Below are 17,923 nucleotides of genomic sequence, written 5' to 3'. Positions count from 1 at the left end.
TTCAGTATAGACATCGCGTCAACTCCCATTTTTCGATTGTCGTTATCAGGTTTTAAAAGGCCACAGATGGAAGAACCGACGGATTTTGCGCCAGATTTCGGCCAATCCTTCCGGTTCAAAAATCAGGAAGAAAATAATCAGGCCACCGAAGACCATGATCCGGACAGGCGACAGCACGGCCACCGCTTCCGGCCAGAAGGGCGTCACAACCCCCACCAGCATCTTGAGAACCTCCGGCACCATGGTCATGAAGATCGCCCCAAGGATTCCGCCCAGGATAGAGCCCATACCGCCCACAATGACCGCCGCCAAAAAGAAGATGGACATCATCAGCGGGAAGCTCTCGGGCGTAATAACCCGGAAGAAATAGGCCCACAGACCCCCGGCCACCCCGGCGTAAAAAGACGAAATGGCAAAGCTGAGCAGCTTGTAGCGCAGCAGGTCGATGCCCAGCACCTCGGCCGAGATATCCCGGTCCCGAATGGCGATGAAGGCCCGACCAATGCGGGTCCGAAACAGGTTGGCCGCGCCAAACAGCAGCAGGACCGTCACCGGCATGATAATCCAGTACACCTCGCCGGGCTGGTTCAGTTCCATCCCGAACAAGGTCGCCGGCGGCATGGTCAGGCCGGACACCCCACCGGTCACCTCGGTCCAGTTGGCAAAAACAAAATGCAGGATTACCGACGCCGCAATGGTGGCAATGGCCAGATACAGCCCCTTGACCCGCAGGCTGGGCAGGCCGACAACCATGCCCACCAGTGCGGCCCCCAATCCGGCCAGCAACAGGTTCAGGATAAACGGGGTTCCGACCTTCATTTCCAGCAGGGCCACGATATAGGCACCCACCCCCATGAAGGCCGCCTGCCCCAGACTGACAAGCCCGGTAAACCCGGTCAGGATATTCAGCCCCGTGGTACTGGCCACATTGATGAGCACCAGACAGGCCAGATAACTGACATACTGCCCTGAAACGAAAGGAAGCAGGACCAGCGCGACCGCAAGGACAACCAGCCAGCCCCGTTGAACCCGGGTGTCGAACAGGGCCGCATCCGCGCCATAGTTTTCTTTAACCGTGCCAATACGCATGACTTACAACCGTTCAATTTCGTGAGTGCCAAAAAGACCATAGGGGCGCAGGATCAGGACCAGAACCAGCAGGCTGAAGGTGGCAAGAAGTTTGTATTCCCCGCCAAGATAGGCCCCCGCATAGGTTTCGATCAGTCCTACCATCAAGCCGGCGATCAGGGCGCCCAGCAGGCTGTCCAGTCCCCCGACGATCACCACCACCAGAACCGACAGGCCATACACCCCCATTTCCGGAGAAATACCGCCGATGGAGCCGACCAGAATGCCAGCACCGGCGGCGATCATGGCGCTGATCACCCAGACAGAAGAGAACACCATGGGCACGTTGATCCCCATGGAATAGGCCGCCGCCTGATCCCCTGCCGTCGCCCGCAGGGCAACCCCGCCCCGCCAGGTGCGGAAAATGGCAAGGAATACGGCCAGAACAATAGCCGCTGTCACGAAGGCATAGCCGATCTTGGACGACAGATAAGCTTCCCCGATGAAAATCGGTTCTTTCGGGATAAATTCGATCAGACGCTGGGGATTGGCCCCCCAGATCAGTTCGACCAGACCGACCAGAACACTGCCAAGGCCAATGGTCACCATGAAGACGGAGATTTCACTTTCCCCCAGCATGGGCCGGATGATGACCCGCTCGATCACGCCCCCGATCAGGCCGGTACAGGCAATGGCCAGCAGAATGCTGAGCCAGATCGGCAACAGTGTGGAGGCCGTAAAGCCCATGAAAACATAAGCCCCGAGCATGAGAATCTCGCCCATGGCCATGTTGATCACCCGCGTGGCCTTGTAAATCAGGACAAATCCCAGCGCGGTCAGGGCGTACAGTCCGCCGGTCCCCAGTCCCGCCAGTCCGATTTCCGAGAAAAACAGCCAATCAATCATCTTATGCGCCCTTCCCTTCCTTGAACTGACGGCGCAAGGCCGCCACGTCACCGGACCCCAGATAGGCGGAGATCACATCCGGGTGCGCCTGAACCTCCTTGGGCAGCCCCTGCGTGATCATCTGGCCAAAATTCAGGCAGACCACATGGTCGGACAGGTCCATGACCAGTCCCATGTCATGCTCAACCATCAGAACCGTCACGCCCCATTCTTCCCGGACATCCAGAATGAACCGGGCCATATCCTCGGTTTCCTCGCGGTTCATGCCGGCCACCGGCTCGTCCAGAAGCAGGATTTTCGGCTGCATGGCCAGCGCCCGCGCCAGTTCCACCCGCTTTTGCAGGCCATAGGACAGCGCCGCCACAGACTGTTTGCGGATATGGTCGATTTCCAGAAAATCGATGATGCGTTCCTCGATCTCGGCGCGCAGTTCCATTTCCTCGCGCCGGGCACGGCCCATATAGAACAGCGCGTCCAGCGCGTTGGTCTTCAGATGGGCATGCCGCCCCAGCTTGATATTGTCGAGAACGGTCATGCCCTTGAACAGGGCAATATTCTGGAAGGTCCGCGCCATGCCCCGCCGGGCCCGCTCCGGCGCCGGAACGCCGTTGACCGACTCGCCCAGAAAGCGAACCTCGCCCGCGCTCGGTTTGTAAAAGCCGGATATGGAGTTGAACAGCGAGGTCTTGCCGGCACCGTTCGGCCCGATCACAGAGGTAATCGATCCTTCCTTCACCGAGAAAGACACATCCCTCAGGGCATGAACACCGCCAAAGGAAAGGCTGACCCCCTCCACCGACAGAACATTGCCCTCCGTTGTCCCTTGCCCCACGGCGAGAGAATCTTGAGTAACTTCCTGAGTGTGCATACTCGTCGCGTCGCTATATTTTTTGTTTTAACGACCACACAGACCCTGAGACGCAGAACCTTCCAGCTCCGGGTTCCTCCTCCCCGGCACTGGCTGCAACAGACCCGTATGGCTCCCTGTTTTGCCTGTCTGGACCGTAAATTTTCACATGTCATGAAAATCATATTGTCCGACAATTGGACTATCATTGTAGCGAATAAGGAGACTTATCAAGCATTTTATTCAACATTTATTTGTGCGCCGCACAAGGAAAACTGCGTCCTTGAAGGGGACGCTACGTCCCTTTCCATGTTGCCCTGCAAAACGGCCCTGTCGTTTTTGTTTCATGCCCAACCAATGCAGATCAAAAAAGCCGTATCGGCCTCCTCGCAGAGGTTGAACTTCCAGATGACAAGACCCGGACGGCCTCCTATAGTGAGGGCAATATACGCTTATATTAATGAACCGGCCCGTCCTCCCGCGCCCCCAACAGAGCAGTCGTGGATGAAGCAGCAAAGATTTGAAAAGATTGAGGTTTTACCGGCTTACCGACAGGTGGCCGATGCCATTCAAAATCAGATCATGACCGGGAAAATACAGCCGGGGGAACCGATCGGAACGGAAAGTGATCTTGTCCGACAATTCGGCGTAAACCGATCCACTGTCCGGGAAGGCATCCGACTTCTGGAACAAAGTGGCATGTTACAACGGGGCGAAAAACGCTGCCTGTTCGCCTCTCTGCCCCGCCATGAAAACGAGGCCAACCGCATCAGCCGGTCTCTGGTTCTGAACAAGGTCTCGTTTCGGGAACTGGTGGACGCCCTTGCCTTTCTGGAACCGGCCGCCATCGAGATGGCGGTGGAACGGGCCACGGATGATCATATCCGCCGTCTGGATGAAAATGTGAAACAGACAGAACGGCACCTCAATCACACCAAACGGATTTCCGAACTGGATGCGGAATTTCATGCCATCATTGCCGAAGCCACCAACAACAAGGTTCTGATGCTGGCCCGCGAACCGGCCGGCATCCTGATCTATCCGGCCACCCAGCATATTTTCGAGGCCGTGCCGGAAGGCCCCGCCCGGTTGCTGGAAGCCCATCAGCGACTGGTGGACAGCCTGCGCAACCGCGATGCAGAGCAAGCCTCCCTGTGGATGGCGAAACATGTCCGCGACTTCATCAAGGGCCTGAAACGCACCGGCGAGGATCTGGATGGCCCCATCACCCATCCGCATCTTGCCCGGGTCATGGAAATGTAATCCCGCCTTTTTGAAACCCGACAATATCAGGCGGCGCCGGCACCCGCAGCCCTGACGGCTGGAGTGAACAGAAAAGGCTGGCCGTAGGCCGGGTTCTAAAAAATTTTACAACCCGGCCATAATCCGTAGAATTATTGGAAATAATAAAGACGTAAATTCAACTACTGATCGTGAACCTCTCTCGACCTACTGGACACGGCAAGGGACAGTAACGTACGGTTACGGACCATGGAAACAGACGCAGGCCCTGACATTTCAGATACTGCCCCCATTCATCATGTGGATTTGGGAAAGGGCCAGAAATTTGCGGTCCCCGGTGCTTTGGGGCATCTGAAGCGGCTGGATTTGCGAAACGGTTTCACCCTGTTTCAGGCGGAACTGGAAATCTATCACGATTGCACCCTGGAATTCGCCCGCGCCATCGAGGAACCCTGGATTGGCGGCACCCTGCATGTTCAGGGCCGATCCATCATCGAGATGACCAACGGGCAGACCTTTGAGGTCTCCCCCCAAACCGCCGCTTTCAGCCGGTTCGATTCCGGCGGCACCAAATTTCATCTGACCGGCGGACAGGTGCTGCGCCATGTGGGGGTCTCAACCACCGCCAGCAACCTGCGATACCGTCTGGACGGTACCCTGCCGGACCGCTTGCGCCCCCATCTGGAACCGGAAGACGGTGTGTTGTGGACCGACACCTTCCCGATTGGCAACCAGCTCCGATCCCTTGCCACCAGTCTGTTTTCACCGCAAAGACGCGGCCCCGCCCACGCCCTGCATCTGGAAAGCATCAGCGCCCTGATGTTCTCAAAAATGGTGGATGCCTATTGCGAGGACACCACCGTCCCCGACGATATTCTGGAATGGGAACGCGAGGCCTTTCTGACCGTCGTCAACCAGATTCAGTCCGATATCGGCACCCTGCCGCCCGTGCCGCTTCTGGCCGGACAGGTCAACCTGACAGAAAGCCGCCTGAACCAGCTTTTCCGCCTCAATTTCGAGACAACCTGTGCAAATTTCATCCGCACGGAACGCCTGACAACCGCCCACCATCTTCTGGAAAAAGGCGGCCTGTCCGTCAAGGAGGTTGCCTCTGCGGTTGGCTATTCCCATGTCAGCAATTTCTCCCGCGCCTATCGCGACCGGTTTGGCGAACCCCCGGCCCGGACCCTGCGGCGGACAACGAACGGCCCGGACGCCTGATCAGGGTCGGACCGGACCCGCCCCTGACGGATCCGGTTTTGGCCGTCTTACCCGGCTGATTTGCATTTGATCATGCGAAGCGGGGTATAGGTGATCGCCACCGTGCCGTCCTGTTTGACAATCCGGTTCCGGGTCCGAACCAGCCCCCGGTTTCCCTTTGATGTGAGGCGCGCTTCGATCACCTCGCATTCCACATGAATGGTATCCCCGGCGAAAACCGGGCCTTCAACATTCAGTTCCATATTCAGGAAAGCATATCCCGTATGCTGCATGGTGGATTGCACCAGCAGCCCTTCGGCAAAGGAATAGACCAGCGCCCCCGGCGCCACCCGCCCCTTGATATCGGAATGGTTCTTGAGAAATTCCATATTCATGAACAGGACTTCCTGCATCCCGGTCGCATTGATGAAGGTGACAATATCCGCCTCGGTCACGGTTCTGCCAATGGTCTTGAACTGACGCCCAAGCGGCAGTTCCTCAAAATAAAATCCGAGTCCGACTGTTTCCATTTTCTGGCCTTTCTTGTTGTTTTTTATCGGTCACAGCAAACAGGGGGAGCCTTCCCGCCGCGGGACAGCGTGGGTCCATAGACCCAGGGAAAATGTCCGTCTGGATAAACCCGGTTCCGGTTGAAACCAGCGCTTTGGCAGGCCTGCTCATGCCCTCCCGAACAGTATAGGACGGCTTTTCATCCCACCACAACCGGCAAGCAACCCGGCCGTGTTTCTATTGCGGGCGGGGCTGGGTCGCGGGGTACACCATGGCCCGGTCACTTCCGCCCCGGAAATCGGGATAGGTTTCATGCAGGGTGCGCAAATTTCGGTGGGCTGCCGTATGAAAACTCGGGCTGAGTTCAATGGCCCTGATCAGATAGGCTTCCGCCTGTACCAGATCTTCCCGCTGCAAGGCGATAAAGCCCACATTGTTGAGGGCCTCCGGCCATTGCTCCTCTTTCAGGCCGGACAGCGCATCCAGATACCGGCCCTGCCATGCCAACGCAAATCGTAAATTGGTCTCGGCAATCTGAAGACCGGAATTCTGCCGCAAGGCCATAATAAACTGCTGCTCCGCCTGCACATACTCCCCCTGCGACATCAGGGACATGCCGAAATTGTTATGCAGTACGCCGTTGCCCGGATTGACGGCGATGGCCATTTCATAGGCCTTGCCAGCCATCGCAAATTCCTGCGCCGCGTCATACACAATCCCAAGCCCGTTCCACGCCCGCCACAGATTTGCATCCATGGCCGTGGCCTTTTCCAGTTGCACCCTTGCCTGTTCCAGATCCCGGATGGCAAGGGAGGCCAAACCACTTCCCTGCAGGGCGCGGGCCCCCAATTCCTCGTCCGGGATCAGGCCGTTGAACACTCCCAAGGCCTTGCTGGCCCGATCCGTTGCCAAAAACACCTCGCCCATGCCAAAGCGGGCATGGACATTATCCGGTTGCAATTCCAATGCGCGCCGATACAGGGTTTCCGCTTCCAGATACCGTTCCGCCTGAAGCGCAAGATCACCGGTTTGCAACGCCTGCTGGGTTTCCTTTTGCGCCCGTTCGGGCTGGATCAGGCGGGCGGCCAGTGTTCCTTCCGGATCACTCGCGCTATTGCCTCCCCCCAATGAAGCGCAACCGCTCAACAGGGAACCGGTCAGGACAACAACGGGGACAAAAGATGTTTTGTTCAGGATATTCAACAACATACGCAATCCCTTTTAATGACGGCCATCAGACATGATCACGCCGTTACTCCATATAGGCGCTCCGTACGATCAGGCGGGGGTCCAGCTTCAGATGGACCACTGCATTCTCGAAAACCGGGTTCCGTTTGGTATTCAGCATGTAAACGGAATGCGACATCCGCTCCAGACTGACATTCTCCAGAAACCGGGCCTCAACGGGCACCGCTTCGACACTGCTTAAGGAAGCTTGCATGACCCTTGCCTCATTTTCAAGGGCAAGCGTGGCCCGCGCCATGTTTGACCGGGCAATATCGCCATAGCCCTCATGCTCGCTGGCGGCCTCGAAGAACTTCAGGGCCTCGCGGGGGTCCCCCTCCGTCAGGTGGAAATAGCCCACATTATTCAGGGTCTGGGCCGAGGTTGGATCCAGCAACAGGGCTTTTCGGAAAATCTCCTCTGCCATGTCCGGTCGTTGCAGGCGCTGATAGGTAATGGCCGCCGCATTCAGGATCGGGATATGGCCGGGATTTTCCCGCAAGGCCAGCGTGAACTGGTTCAGGGCCAGTCCGTTATAGCCTTTGCCAAGATAATATTTCCCCCGCTCGTAATAGCCCGACGGCTCCTCCCCCTGATCCAAACTGGCCTCTCTCTCGGTGGGAAGGCCCGCACAGGCCGCAAGCCCGAGCAGCCCAAGGCAGCCTATGGTTCTCAGCATCAGTTTCAGTTCCAGCATGTTCATCTCCTGCTCAGAAAAGAAAGTTGCGCACAATACGAATAATCGCCGGGGTCATGATCACCGCGATCAAGGCCGGCAAAATACACAGCACCAGCGGGATCGCCAGCTTGACAGGAAGCTGATGGGCCTTCTCCTCGGCCCGCAGAACCCGCTTCACCCGCATTTCCTCGGCATGGACCCGAAGGGCCTGCGCCACACTGGTTCCCAGACGGTCGGTCTGGACAAACAGGGCCACAAAGGACCGTACATCATCGGTCGGGATACGCTGGGCAAACCGGCGGAACGCGGCCTCGCGGCTGGTTCCGGCCCGCAATTCCTGACCAATGGCCCGAAGATGCTCCGACAACAGGGGATGGGCACGGGCAATTTCACGCCCGACCCGGTCCAGCGCACTGTCCAGACTGGCGCCGGCCTCCATGCTAACAAGCAGCATGTCCAGCGCATCCGGGAAGCTGTGTTCCACCTCAACAAGGCGGGCGGCCTTGCGCCGGGACAAAAACACATTGGGCAGCATGAAACCGATCAGCGCATTCCCTGCACAGAGGGCCAAAATCAGTTCCAGTTTCAATTCAGGCGCCGCGATGGTGAGAAGAATATAAGTCCCCCCGCCGAACAAAAAGGCACAGGCAATCTGGGAGACATTATACACCGCCGGCGCATATCCCGCCGTGAAGCCCGCATCGGCCAGTGAATGACGCAAACCACCCTTTTCCTCGATTTTCAGCTTCTGGGTGATCTTGTCATGATCCTGACTGGAAAACCCCAAATCCGAGGACCGGCCGCCATGCACCGTCTTGCCGTGGATCCGTTTGTCGATCGTATCGACCCCCGTGAACAGGGACCCTAACGAGAACACGATCAGCGCCACAACCACAAATACAAGCACCAGCAAAACAATGTCCAGATGGGCACCGATCAGTTCCTGCACGTCCGTAAGCAATTGCATGGGCCTTCCCCTAAACCTTGAAGTTGACCATCCTGAACATGATGAAATTCCCCAGCATCAGGAAGCCAAGCGACCCCAGCAGCATGGGCCAGTACAACACATCATCCTGAACCTCAGAGAAATACCCGGGGCTGAGAATGGACAATCCGCCAAACACCAGAAACGGCAGCACCGTCACGATATAGGCCGAAAACCGCCCCTCAGCCGACAGGGAGCGGATCCGCTTGAACATATGCACCCGGCCCCGCATCACCTTTGACAAACCGGTCAGAACCTCGGCCAGGTTACCCCCGGTGGCATGCTGGATTTCAATGGTCACAACCATATATTTCAGGTCCGGATGGGGCACCCGTTCCGCAAGGTTGGCCAAGGCCTCCCGAAGGTCGTTACCATAGGTCATCTCGTCCACGGTCAGGCCGAACTCGCTGCCAATGGGGTCCGCCATTTCCTCGGCCACCAGCCCCATGGCGGAATTGATGGGATGCCCGGCTTTCAGGCTTCGGACAATCAGGTCCAGCGCATCGGGCAACTGGTCAGAGAATTTCCGCATCCGCTTGCCCATTCTGTATTTCAAGTAAAGGATCGGCCCGCCGATCCCCGCTATCAACGCCAGAAGAAGCGTCCCGTACAGATTGACCCCCAGCAACCCATAAAACAAGACCAGCGCGACAAACCCGATCAGGATCATGACCATAACCATCTGATAGGTGGAAATGGTCATGCCCGTATGAGTGATCAGGGCATCAAGCCGGGGCAGCAGGGACTTGATGAAACTGGCAAGGCCGCTGTCCTGCTCGCGCTTGAGAATGCTCATGACCTGTTCATTGGAATAGGTACTGCGGTTCATGCTCAGGCGGCGGTTGACCTTCTGGTCTGGTATGCCCTTGACTGACAGATAGAAGTAATAGCCCCCCTGCACCAGCAGGAGCGTGCTGACAAACAGGCCCAGCAAGATAAGAAATCGGGTATCCATGCCAGCCTCCTATTCCAGTCGCTTGTTCGGTTTGAAGATGTCGGTGGACAGGTTGATGCCCATGGCATCCAGATTTTCGCAGAATTTGGGGCGAATACCGGTCGCCACATAATATCCGTGAATATTCCCGTCCTCGTCCGTGGAAACCCGGTGGAAACGGAAAATCTCGTGCATGCTGATCACATCCCCTTCCATACCGGTGATTTCCTGCAGGCTTGTGATCCGCCGACTACCATCGCTAAGGCGGGACAACTGCACCACCACATCAATGGCCGAAGCCACCTGCGCCCGCACCACATGCAGGGGCAGGTTCATTTCCGCCATGCTGACCATATTTTCCAACCGGGACAGCGCATCCCGGGGCGAGTTGGCGTGAATGGTGGTCATGGAGCCTTCATGGCCCGTATTCATGGCCTGCAGCATGTCAAAGGCCTCCCCGCCGCGCACCTCGCCGACAATAATCCGGTCCGGGCGCATACGCAGAGCGTTTTTCACCAACTCACGCTGGCGAATTTCGCCCTTCCCCTCCACGTTGGCGGGGCGGGTTTCAAGGCGGCCCACATGGGTTTGCTGCAGTTGCAGTTCCGCCGCATCCTCGATGGTCAAAATCCGTTCCTTGTCGCTGATAAAGGACGACATGGCATTCAGCATGGTGGTCTTACCACTGCCCGTACCGCCGGAAATGATGATGTTCAGCTTGCATTTCACCACCGCCGAGACCAGGTCGGCCATTTCGCGGGTCATGGCCCCGATATCGATCAGCTTGTCGATCCCCAGCGGCTCGCGGGCGAATTTACGAATGGACAGCAACGGCCCATCCACGGCCAGGGGGGGAATAATGGCGTTGACGCGGGACCCGTCGGGAAGGCGCGCATCCACCATGGGCTGGGATTCATCCACACGGCGGCCCACCCCCATGACGATTTTTTCAATGATCCGCATCAGATGCCGTTCATCCTTGAAACGAACCGGGGTGCGTTCCAGCCGGCCATAGCGTTCCACGAACACATTCTCGTGGGTATTCACCAGAATATCGGCGATGGTGTCATCCTGAAGCAAGGGCTCCAGCGGTCCCAACCCCAACACCTCATGAAGGATTTCCTCGATCAGTTGCTCCCGTTCCAGCGAACTGATGGCGATTTCCTCCTCATTGAGAAGCTCCCGGACCAGTGTCCCCACCTCGGTCTTGAACTGTTCCTCCGGGATCTTGTCGATCACGCTCAGGTTCATGATTTCCAGAAGCCGCTGATGCAGATGAACCTTGGTTTCCAGAAACCGGCTGCCAAATGTGCTTTTCCGGGCAATGGCCTCCACTTTCGAGACGGTTTTCTTGTCGCTTTTCTGCTTCGGGGCCAGTGGCCGGGCGCTGTGCACCGGTTCGAAACTGAAGGTCCCGGCTCCCGCTGCGGGATTTTGCGTATTGAAGATATTCATGGTTTCACCCCGTTCCTTACCATCCAGATCCTTGCCATCCCGTTCCGTCTCATGCCGGGCCAACGGCGGCGGACATCCGGATTTGCAACTCGTCCAGTCCCGATCTGGTCAGTTTTTCCACCTGCTTTTCAATGGCGGTGCGGCGCTTGACCATGGGAATAAGTTCGCCAAGGTCCTGCGACTTGCTGACGATGGCATAATCATTGGCAATGAAATGGTCGATCCGGTGATTGAGCGCATCCTCGGTGCGCCGGACCAGCTTGCCGCTGCCGAACGTTTTCTGGAACCGGTTGGCGATGATGCTAACGGCCTGTTCATCCAGCCCCTGACCGGCCATCATGTCCAGAATGCGCCGGGTCTGGCGAATGGCCTTCACCGACAATTGCATGATCAGGTAAACCTTGTCCGAATTGACCAGAACCGTGTTCGTCCACATGGTCCACGACATGGGCAGGTCCACCACCACATGATCAAATTCCTCGGTGGCAATATTGATGATCAACTCGGCGATTTGCGGTGTCATGGCCTCCAGCGGGATAATATCGTTGGGGGACGGCAGCACATACAGCCCGGACGAATGCTTGGCCATGATGCCTTTCAGAAACTCGCCATCCATCCGGTCCGCATTCTCGATGGCATCCCGCACGGAATGCTTCTGTTGCAGGTCCAGAAACAGTGTCGCATTCCCGAATTGCAGGTCAAAATCCAGATAACAGACCCGTTTTTGTCCGTTCTTGCGATGCGGCCCCATCAGGCTATAGGCCGTTTGCAGGGCGACCGTGGTCGCCCCGGACCCGCCGCCCGCCTTCATGAAGGTAAAGACAGAGCCATCCCCGCTGTGAGAGGTGGTGTTGGGGCCAAGGCGGGTGGCCGCATTATCCACCACATTCAGCAATTCTTCCTGCGTGATCGGCTGCGGCAGGAAATCGGCAACGCCGATCCGCATCAGCATCCTGATCCGCTCCAGTGTGGCCTCTGCCGATGTGACCACAACAGACAGGCTGTCGCCCCGCTGACTGATGATCTGGGCCAGCGAATCAATTTCCTGGGCGTTGTCAAAGTCAATTTCCACCAACAGGATCTGACGTTCCGTCCCCTGCAGAAGGTCGGCCACGTGATTGCCGAGAACCCCCACCGTGCTGATACAACGGTATTTCTTGGTATGTTGAAGATGCCCCAGGATTTCGGTGCTGAGATCATGGGATTTCACCAATGAGTTGACTGTATATCTGTTACCCATTCCAAAAGACTCCTAACCGCTGGATTGATCTTCACCCGTCAATGTGGTCGACATGGCAGGCATATTCAGTTGAGGCAGGTTGAACAGTCCGTTCAACACGTAAAAATCGTAGGGAAAATTGCGAATACTGAGCGTGACCGCCGGAACCGCCCCTCCCGGCCGCCCGGCAAACCCCAATCCCACATCCGTATAGGTCACCGTCAGGTTATCGGCGGTCAGGTTCGGGTTATAGACCTGCATCCGGGTGACGATGGCGCCAAAGGCGGCGTTGTTGACATTGCTAAAGTCCACACCACCGCCGCAATTGGCGGTGCAGGTACAGGTGACGGCCCCCGCATCGGAAACACAGACGGATGTCGGCACCTTGACGGTAGAGCCAGAACAGGACGCCCCCCAATCCGCCGTGCTGCTGTCATGACAGTCAAAGGTCCCAAGGTCCGTCAGCACATAATCGGACACAACGGCGGTCCGAATGCCTTCCTGCAGGGCCTTGTCCGTACGCATCCACTGGAAATAGGCCAACGCCCCGTCCAGCATCCCGAGGGTCAGGGCCAGACAGATCAGGAACACCACGGCAAATTCAAGGGCCACAGCCCCGCCCGTATCCCGCAGCAACCCGGTGATATGACGATGCGGCCCCCTCATTCCTTGATCCCCATCTGGGAATGGCTGGCCCGGATCCGCATGTTGGTCAGTTGCAGCAGGGATATCCCCGTCCCCACATAGGCAAAATCGGCGGAAACCTGCACCACGGGAATCTGGTCATCCCCCCGGCAGGCGGTGGTTTCGCCCACCCCGCCGCACAGGTTGTTGGCATCGCTGTTGGTCACACAACTCACCTGAATGGCGACGCTGTTTTCATCGGTCCAGTATTCCACCAGCCGATTTGCCGCCTGCGCAGGCGAGGCCCCCACCTTTCCGGTCAGGGCCATCTGCCGGGCCATGGTTTGCAGGCCCGCCGGAATACGGGACCCAGCGGCCTGACTGCAGTCAATGGGAACACGGGCCAGAAAACGCCCGCTGTCCCGCAAGGACTTGGAGACAATATTATAATCCCGGAGCGCCCGGACCACATCAATGGACCCGAAAGTGAGGATCAGTAGAAGCGGGGCCAGCAAGGCCAGTTCCACCGCCGCCACCCCGCGGGTGGACCGGATAAGCCGGTTGATCCCCCTATGCAGCCTGTGTTTCATGATCCACCTCATCGATAGAGCTGCACCATATCGTGCAGAACCCCGTCCTGATCGCCCGGTGACACCTCACGGATCATCTCGACCACAAACTCCATCTTCTTGTTCAGTTCCGTGGCGCATTCCGTGTAAATCGGATCGTCGTCCGGATCGGCGTTGGGATTGGAATTGGTGCAGGTTCCTGAATCGCTCGGCAGGGAGACCGGTTCGGTCAGGAACACCTCCATATAGGTGAGAACTTCCACATCCTCCTCATTCCCGTTGACTTCCTGTTCAAGGCAATTGACCACGGCCATGATGAAGGTCCGGCGATCTGACGGATCAGCGGCAGGCACATTGCAGGTGGGCGCGCCTTTCTCGCCGGAAGGGCCATTGTCCGGCACCATGCTGTTATCCAGCTCATAGCGGTAAATGTCATAGCGGGACATGCTGGCGTAATCGGCGGGCTTGGATTGCCCCGGATGGTTCACGGACCAGTACAAATCCCGGTTCCAGGTGCCATCGCCCACCCGCTCACAAGTGCCGTCCATCAGGCAATTGTCGCGTGGCATCTTCATGGCCGGTGTGGGGTCCACCGCCGGATCATAGGGGCGGATATTGCCGCATTTGGAATTTCCCGGCCCGTCCTTGACATATCCCTTGGTCACGTTCAGCGCCGCGTGATAATTGGAATCGTTCTTCTTGGAACCAAAATAGGGTTGCTCGTAAATATCAAAGCGGGTGTTCAGGGCCTGCCGAATGCCGTTGGCCTGTCCGGGGCGAAGATCGACCGTATTGGCGTAACAACCACTGGCCGGGCTGGCATGGGCCAACAGTTCCGCAATACATTTCGATCCCTGCCCGCAATTGGGACTGTCCAGCAAACCGAACGTGCCGGGGGCCATGCCCGCGCCGGGACCGGAATATTTGGCAATATACTGCTGCCCCTTACCAATGGTAAACCCCTTGAAACTGGCTGTTTCCTGCGGATTGCACATCATCAACGGGGGAATATCACATAGCACCTGCTTGTTGCCCGCCGTGGCCGCACGCACGGCCCGGCTGTTGGCAGGGCCGCCAACAAACCCGATCAGGCTGTTTTCCACGGACGTGGAAAAGGCGTTGACCTCGACAAAGCGGGCATCCCGGTCCCCGGTGGCCACAACATTCCCATCCAGCGAACTGTAGAACGTGATGGTATCAACGGTAATGGGGTGCATGGCATCGTTGCTGTCAAGGGCGCCCACGGTCTGGCGATTGGTGAACAGCTTGTCATTGATCACCGCCGTGGCGCGGGCGCGGGCGCCGTCCTGCCCGTCCAGTTGATACGCACCGGCCAGAGCCGCCGCATCCACATAGGATTGGGTTTCCGTTCCCGTCACAAACAACCGGCCCAGATCAAGGGTCAAGGCCCCGATCCCGACCAATACAATGGCAATCAGACCCACATACACCACAATCGCACCGGATTCATCCCGGCAAAACCGCCGCCAGAGATGATTTCGGATCGTTCCTTTCCCGTTTCGGTCTGTCCACATGTGCAACACTCCCATAAAAGGTAGAGCCTAGTCGCCCCCCCCTCCGGCGCCGCTTCCCCCACCAAGGCCACTGATACTGGAGGAGGAAGGCTTGATCGTGGTGCCGGTCTTGTAGCGTTCAAACGCCAGACTGCCGCGATTGCCATCCATGGTGGGTTCCTTCATGTCCGCATATTTCGGCGGCAGGATATGAACGGCCTCGTTCTGGTAGACGGCGTTTCCGTGATCCTCACTCAGGCCCTTGTTGCTGTATTTTTCGCAGGCCGTCAGCGTCAGGCCGGTCAGGATCACTGCTGAAATTGATACTATTCTCATGGTCTGTCCCTCCCGCTCACTTGATCACGTAGCCATATTTGCCGTCGATACCGCCATCCCCCCGTTGGGACAGGATCTGCCGCCCATCGGTTGCCGGACCGCCGGGGGCCTTGTCACCCTCGGTTTGGCCGAACAGGAAAATGTCGAAATCGGACGGCGGCACGAAATAGTCGGTTGGCGCAGCCAGTGTCCCGGCAAGGGCCGGTTGCACCAGATAGGGGGTGATAATGATCACCAGTTCGGTTTCTTCCTGGGTAAATTCACTGCTGCGGGCCAGTGCCCCCAGAATGGGAACATCGCCAAGGCCCGGCACCTGATCCACCGTATCCTTGAAATTGGATTGCAGAAGCCCGGCAATGGCAAAGGATTGCCCGGCCCGCAATTCAACCGTGGTTCTGGCGCGGCGGGTGGTCAGGGACGGGATATTGAACCCGCTGATCTGGGTGATGGAGTTTGCAAGGGAGCTGACTTCCGGTGCCACCACCAGATTGATCAGTTCCTTGTCCAGAACGGTCGGGGTAAAGGCCAGCCGCACGCCAAATTCCTTGAACTCGACCGTGATCGCCGTGCCGCTTGCACTGCTGTCCTGGGCCACCGGTACCGGGAATTCCCCCCCGGCCAGAAATTCCGCCGTATCCCCGGACAGGGCAATCAGGTTCGGTTCGGCCAGTGTTTTCACAATGCCCTTTTCCTCGCCCGCATCCAGAAACAGGTCCAGAAGCGTGTTGCCGATGGTAAAGCCGATGGTCCCGGTCAGGAACCCGGCCCCGATGGAGGTCAGGCCCGTAATCAGGCTGCCATCGGAATCCTGCCCATTGAACGACACCGCCGTGTTGGTACTGATCCCCTTGAAGGTACTGCGGGACACTTCGGCGAATTTCACCTTGAGCAGAACCTGCTGGGCATCGGCGACGGCCATCAGGTTGGTCACCTTGCCGGGCGCATATTGTTCGGCCACGGCCAGAACCTTGTCCTGCTGGGACAGGCTGGACACAACCCCCTTCAACACAACGGCGGCGTTGGCGCTGTGCACCTCGATCACCTCGCCGGGGACCAGCCGGTTCAGCTTGGCCTTCAGCCCGTCGATATCATAGGTCACGTCGATATTGACGATCCCGAGAAGCTGTTTCTTCTTGTCATAGACGGCCAGACTTGTGGTCCCGAGGGATTTGCCGAGGATATAAACCGTCCGGTCCGTCAGGGGCAGCACATCGGCAATTTCAGGATTGCCCACCAGCAGGTCCGCAAACGGCACATCCACTTTCAGGATGCGGGACTTGTTGGCCGGGACACTGATGGCGGTGCTGTTGTCCCCCTGCCCCAGATCAGACAGGCTCAGATTAACGCGGGAGGCCTGCGCGGCCTCAGCCGGGCCAGACAATTGAACCAACAGGGCCAGCCCCATGCCGATCGTCGCCAATCCCCCCATGATGGGTCGGAACGCCTTTCCCACGGCCTTGCCGGCTCTTTTCAATGACATGCCCCCCGGCTGCCTGTGCTGATACGCTGTGTTAATCATCGCAATCCCCTCGACTTGTTCTGAAACGCCTGTCCGTTACGATTGTACGACTAGATCTGTTTTTCCGGTCCCCTGCCCGCAGGGGCCAGTGAGCTTCCGGGTATGGGTTTGGCCGTCGGCAGGGTCGCCCCCGGCGTCAGGCTTCTGGGCGCCCCGGCCGGGGCCCGTCCGGCCTGCGGCTCGTTTTCCTCGATCACCTTGACGGTTTCCGGGTCCAGTGCCCGGACAACCCGGACATCTGCAAGGCTGTCCCGTTTTGGCCGAACGGTGACAACCTTGCGCGGGGCCGGCGACACTTTCTCAACCGGGGTTTTCCCCTGTTCCGGTTGGGTCGTCGCCGTCATCACATCATTCCCCTCTCCCGCTGTAAGATCGCCAAGGCCCATGGTCCGGCTGCTGGCAAGATTTGTGTTGGTCCGGTTGCGAAGGGCCAGGCTCAAGGTTCCCACACTGGCACTCAAGGCCAGTTTCTGGGCCTGCGGCGGTGACACTTCCAGTGTGACGGCCTTGACCACGGTCGGCTTTTCCTTGTCATCGGACGCCGTCTGATCAATGGCCAGAACCCGGACATTCTGGATCAGGATATTGGTCATGGGCTGTTCATTGACAGTGCGGGTCAACAGGATATCGACCCGGTCGCTCGGCAGGACAAAACCGGCCACCCCAAACACGTCATTGACGCGGATGGTGACGGCCCGCATGGTTTCATCGATCAGCGCCGACAGGGTGGCCCGGCCGCCCGGATCGGACACCTTCGAGACCAGGACCGGCTCGTTCTGCTGGATCGCCTGAAGGACCACCCGCTCATCCTCGCCGGAGACCAGGTCATCAACGGTCGAAAAAGCCCCGTCAGGCAGGTCCCCCGCCGGCCACGGAATTTCCTTCAGGTAGTTGGCGTTCAGCCGCATGCCAAACCGAAGCGGTTCCGCCGCAACAACAATGGTTGCCTGCGGTGCTTCCGGTTTTTCGGTCACGACGACGGTTCTGACCTGGCTGTCCAGCCAACCACGGGCAAGCCAGACGGCCCCCCCGGCGATCAACAGGGCAACAACCAGCATGAATATTGCGCGGCCCTTCATTGTTCATCTCCAC

At 58.1% G+C, this 17,923-nt stretch carries 18 protein-coding genes; 2 read left to right on the top strand and 16 right to left on the bottom strand.

Annotated features, from left to right (window positions below):
- Positions 1-45: 45 nt before the first annotated feature.
- From FQB27_RS01520 to FQB27_RS01510, 3 genes are read right to left on the bottom strand one after another with little or no spacing between them, the layout of a single operon-like run.
- A complete protein-coding gene (locus tag FQB27_RS01520) occupies positions 46-1,089 on the bottom strand; it encodes a branched-chain amino acid ABC transporter permease (protein ID WP_169559107.1) in 1,044 nt (347 codons plus the stop codon).
- 3 nt (positions 1,090-1,092) lie between these two features.
- Positions 1,093-1,974: a branched-chain amino acid ABC transporter permease gene (locus FQB27_RS01515; RefSeq protein WP_169559106.1), complete on the bottom strand. Its 882-nt coding sequence runs from the start codon at positions 1,972-1,974 to the stop codon at positions 1,093-1,095.
- A gap of 1 nt (position 1,975) precedes the next feature.
- Complete coding sequence (locus FQB27_RS01510) at positions 1,976-2,842, bottom strand: ABC transporter ATP-binding protein (RefSeq protein WP_169559105.1); 867 nt, start codon at positions 2,840-2,842, stop codon at positions 1,976-1,978.
- A 483-nt stretch (positions 2,843-3,325) separates the two neighbouring features.
- Between FQB27_RS01510 and FQB27_RS01505 the strand changes: the two genes are divergently transcribed.
- Together FQB27_RS01505 and FQB27_RS01500 are read left to right on the top strand one after the other, a co-directional pair.
- Entirely contained in the window at positions 3,326-4,084 is a 759-nt protein-coding gene (locus tag FQB27_RS01505; protein ID WP_169559104.1) for a FadR/GntR family transcriptional regulator, read from the top strand.
- A 228-nt stretch (positions 4,085-4,312) separates the two neighbouring features.
- The gene (locus FQB27_RS01500) at positions 4,313-5,284 is read left to right on the top strand and encodes an AraC family transcriptional regulator (protein ID WP_169559103.1); all 972 of its coding nucleotides are present in this window, start codon (positions 4,313-4,315) and stop codon (positions 5,282-5,284) included.
- Between the two features lie 47 nt (positions 5,285-5,331).
- Here the strand turns inward: FQB27_RS01500 and FQB27_RS01495 are convergent, their stop codons facing one another.
- From FQB27_RS01495 to cpaB, 13 genes are all read right to left on the bottom strand, one after another.
- Positions 5,332-5,793, bottom strand: coding sequence for a MaoC family dehydratase (locus FQB27_RS01495; RefSeq protein WP_169559102.1), 462 nt, complete (start codon positions 5,791-5,793; stop codon positions 5,332-5,334).
- Positions 5,794-6,010: 217 nt separating this feature from the next.
- A complete protein-coding gene (locus FQB27_RS01490) occupies positions 6,011-6,982 on the bottom strand; it encodes a tetratricopeptide repeat protein (protein WP_169559101.1) in 972 nt (323 codons plus the stop codon).
- A gap of 43 nt (positions 6,983-7,025) precedes the next feature.
- Positions 7,026-7,694 (bottom strand): tetratricopeptide repeat protein, encoded by a 669-nt coding sequence (locus FQB27_RS01485; protein ID WP_169559100.1) that lies wholly within the window; start codon positions 7,692-7,694, stop codon positions 7,026-7,028.
- Positions 7,695-7,707: 13 nt separating this feature from the next.
- Positions 7,708-8,643 carry a type II secretion system F family protein gene (locus tag FQB27_RS01480; protein ID WP_169559099.1) on the bottom strand — a complete coding sequence of 312 codons (936 nt, stop codon included), beginning with the start codon at positions 8,641-8,643 and terminating at the stop codon, positions 7,708-7,710.
- A gap of 10 nt (positions 8,644-8,653) precedes the next feature.
- Positions 8,654-9,616: a type II secretion system F family protein gene (locus tag FQB27_RS01475; RefSeq protein WP_169559098.1), complete on the bottom strand. Its 963-nt coding sequence runs from the start codon at positions 9,614-9,616 to the stop codon at positions 8,654-8,656.
- Between the two features lie 9 nt (positions 9,617-9,625).
- Positions 9,626-11,050: an ATPase, T2SS/T4P/T4SS family gene (locus FQB27_RS01470; protein WP_169560026.1), complete on the bottom strand. Its 1,425-nt coding sequence runs from the start codon at positions 11,048-11,050 to the stop codon at positions 9,626-9,628.
- Between the two features lie 49 nt (positions 11,051-11,099).
- A complete protein-coding gene (locus FQB27_RS01465; RefSeq protein ID WP_169559097.1) occupies positions 11,100-12,290 on the bottom strand; it encodes a CpaE/TadZ family protein in 1,191 nt (396 codons plus the stop codon).
- Between the two features lie 12 nt (positions 12,291-12,302).
- A complete protein-coding gene (locus tag FQB27_RS01460; protein WP_169559096.1) occupies positions 12,303-12,935 on the bottom strand; it encodes a TadE/TadG family type IV pilus assembly protein in 633 nt (210 codons plus the stop codon).
- Positions 12,932-13,483, bottom strand: a complete 552-nt coding sequence (locus FQB27_RS01455; RefSeq protein WP_169559095.1) for a TadE/TadG family type IV pilus assembly protein — start codon at positions 13,481-13,483, stop codon at positions 12,932-12,934. Before FQB27_RS01455 ends, FQB27_RS01460 begins: the two co-directional genes overlap by 4 nt.
- Before the next feature lie 8 nt (positions 13,484-13,491).
- Positions 13,492-14,997 carry a pilus assembly protein TadG-related protein gene (locus tag FQB27_RS01450; protein WP_169559094.1) on the bottom strand — a complete coding sequence of 502 codons (1,506 nt, stop codon included), beginning with the start codon at positions 14,995-14,997 and terminating at the stop codon, positions 13,492-13,494.
- A gap of 27 nt (positions 14,998-15,024) precedes the next feature.
- Positions 15,025-15,312, bottom strand: coding sequence for a hypothetical protein (locus FQB27_RS01445; protein ID WP_169559093.1), 288 nt, complete (start codon positions 15,310-15,312; stop codon positions 15,025-15,027).
- Positions 15,313-15,328: 16 nt separating this feature from the next.
- On the bottom strand, positions 15,329-16,792 hold the full coding sequence (locus FQB27_RS01440; protein ID WP_169559092.1) for a type II and III secretion system protein family protein: 1,464 nt from the start codon (positions 16,790-16,792) through the stop codon (positions 15,329-15,331).
- 89 nt (positions 16,793-16,881) lie between these two features.
- Positions 16,882-17,910, bottom strand: coding sequence for a Flp pilus assembly protein CpaB (gene cpaB, locus FQB27_RS01435; protein WP_169559091.1), 1,029 nt, complete (start codon positions 17,908-17,910; stop codon positions 16,882-16,884).
- Positions 17,911-17,923 lie beyond the last annotated feature (13 nt).

Source organism: Sneathiella chinensis, from assembly GCF_012720115.1.
Taxonomy (GTDB): Bacteria; Pseudomonadota; Alphaproteobacteria; order Sneathiellales; family Sneathiellaceae; genus Sneathiella; species Sneathiella chinensis.
This window is presented reverse-complemented; position numbering and strand designations above follow the sequence as displayed.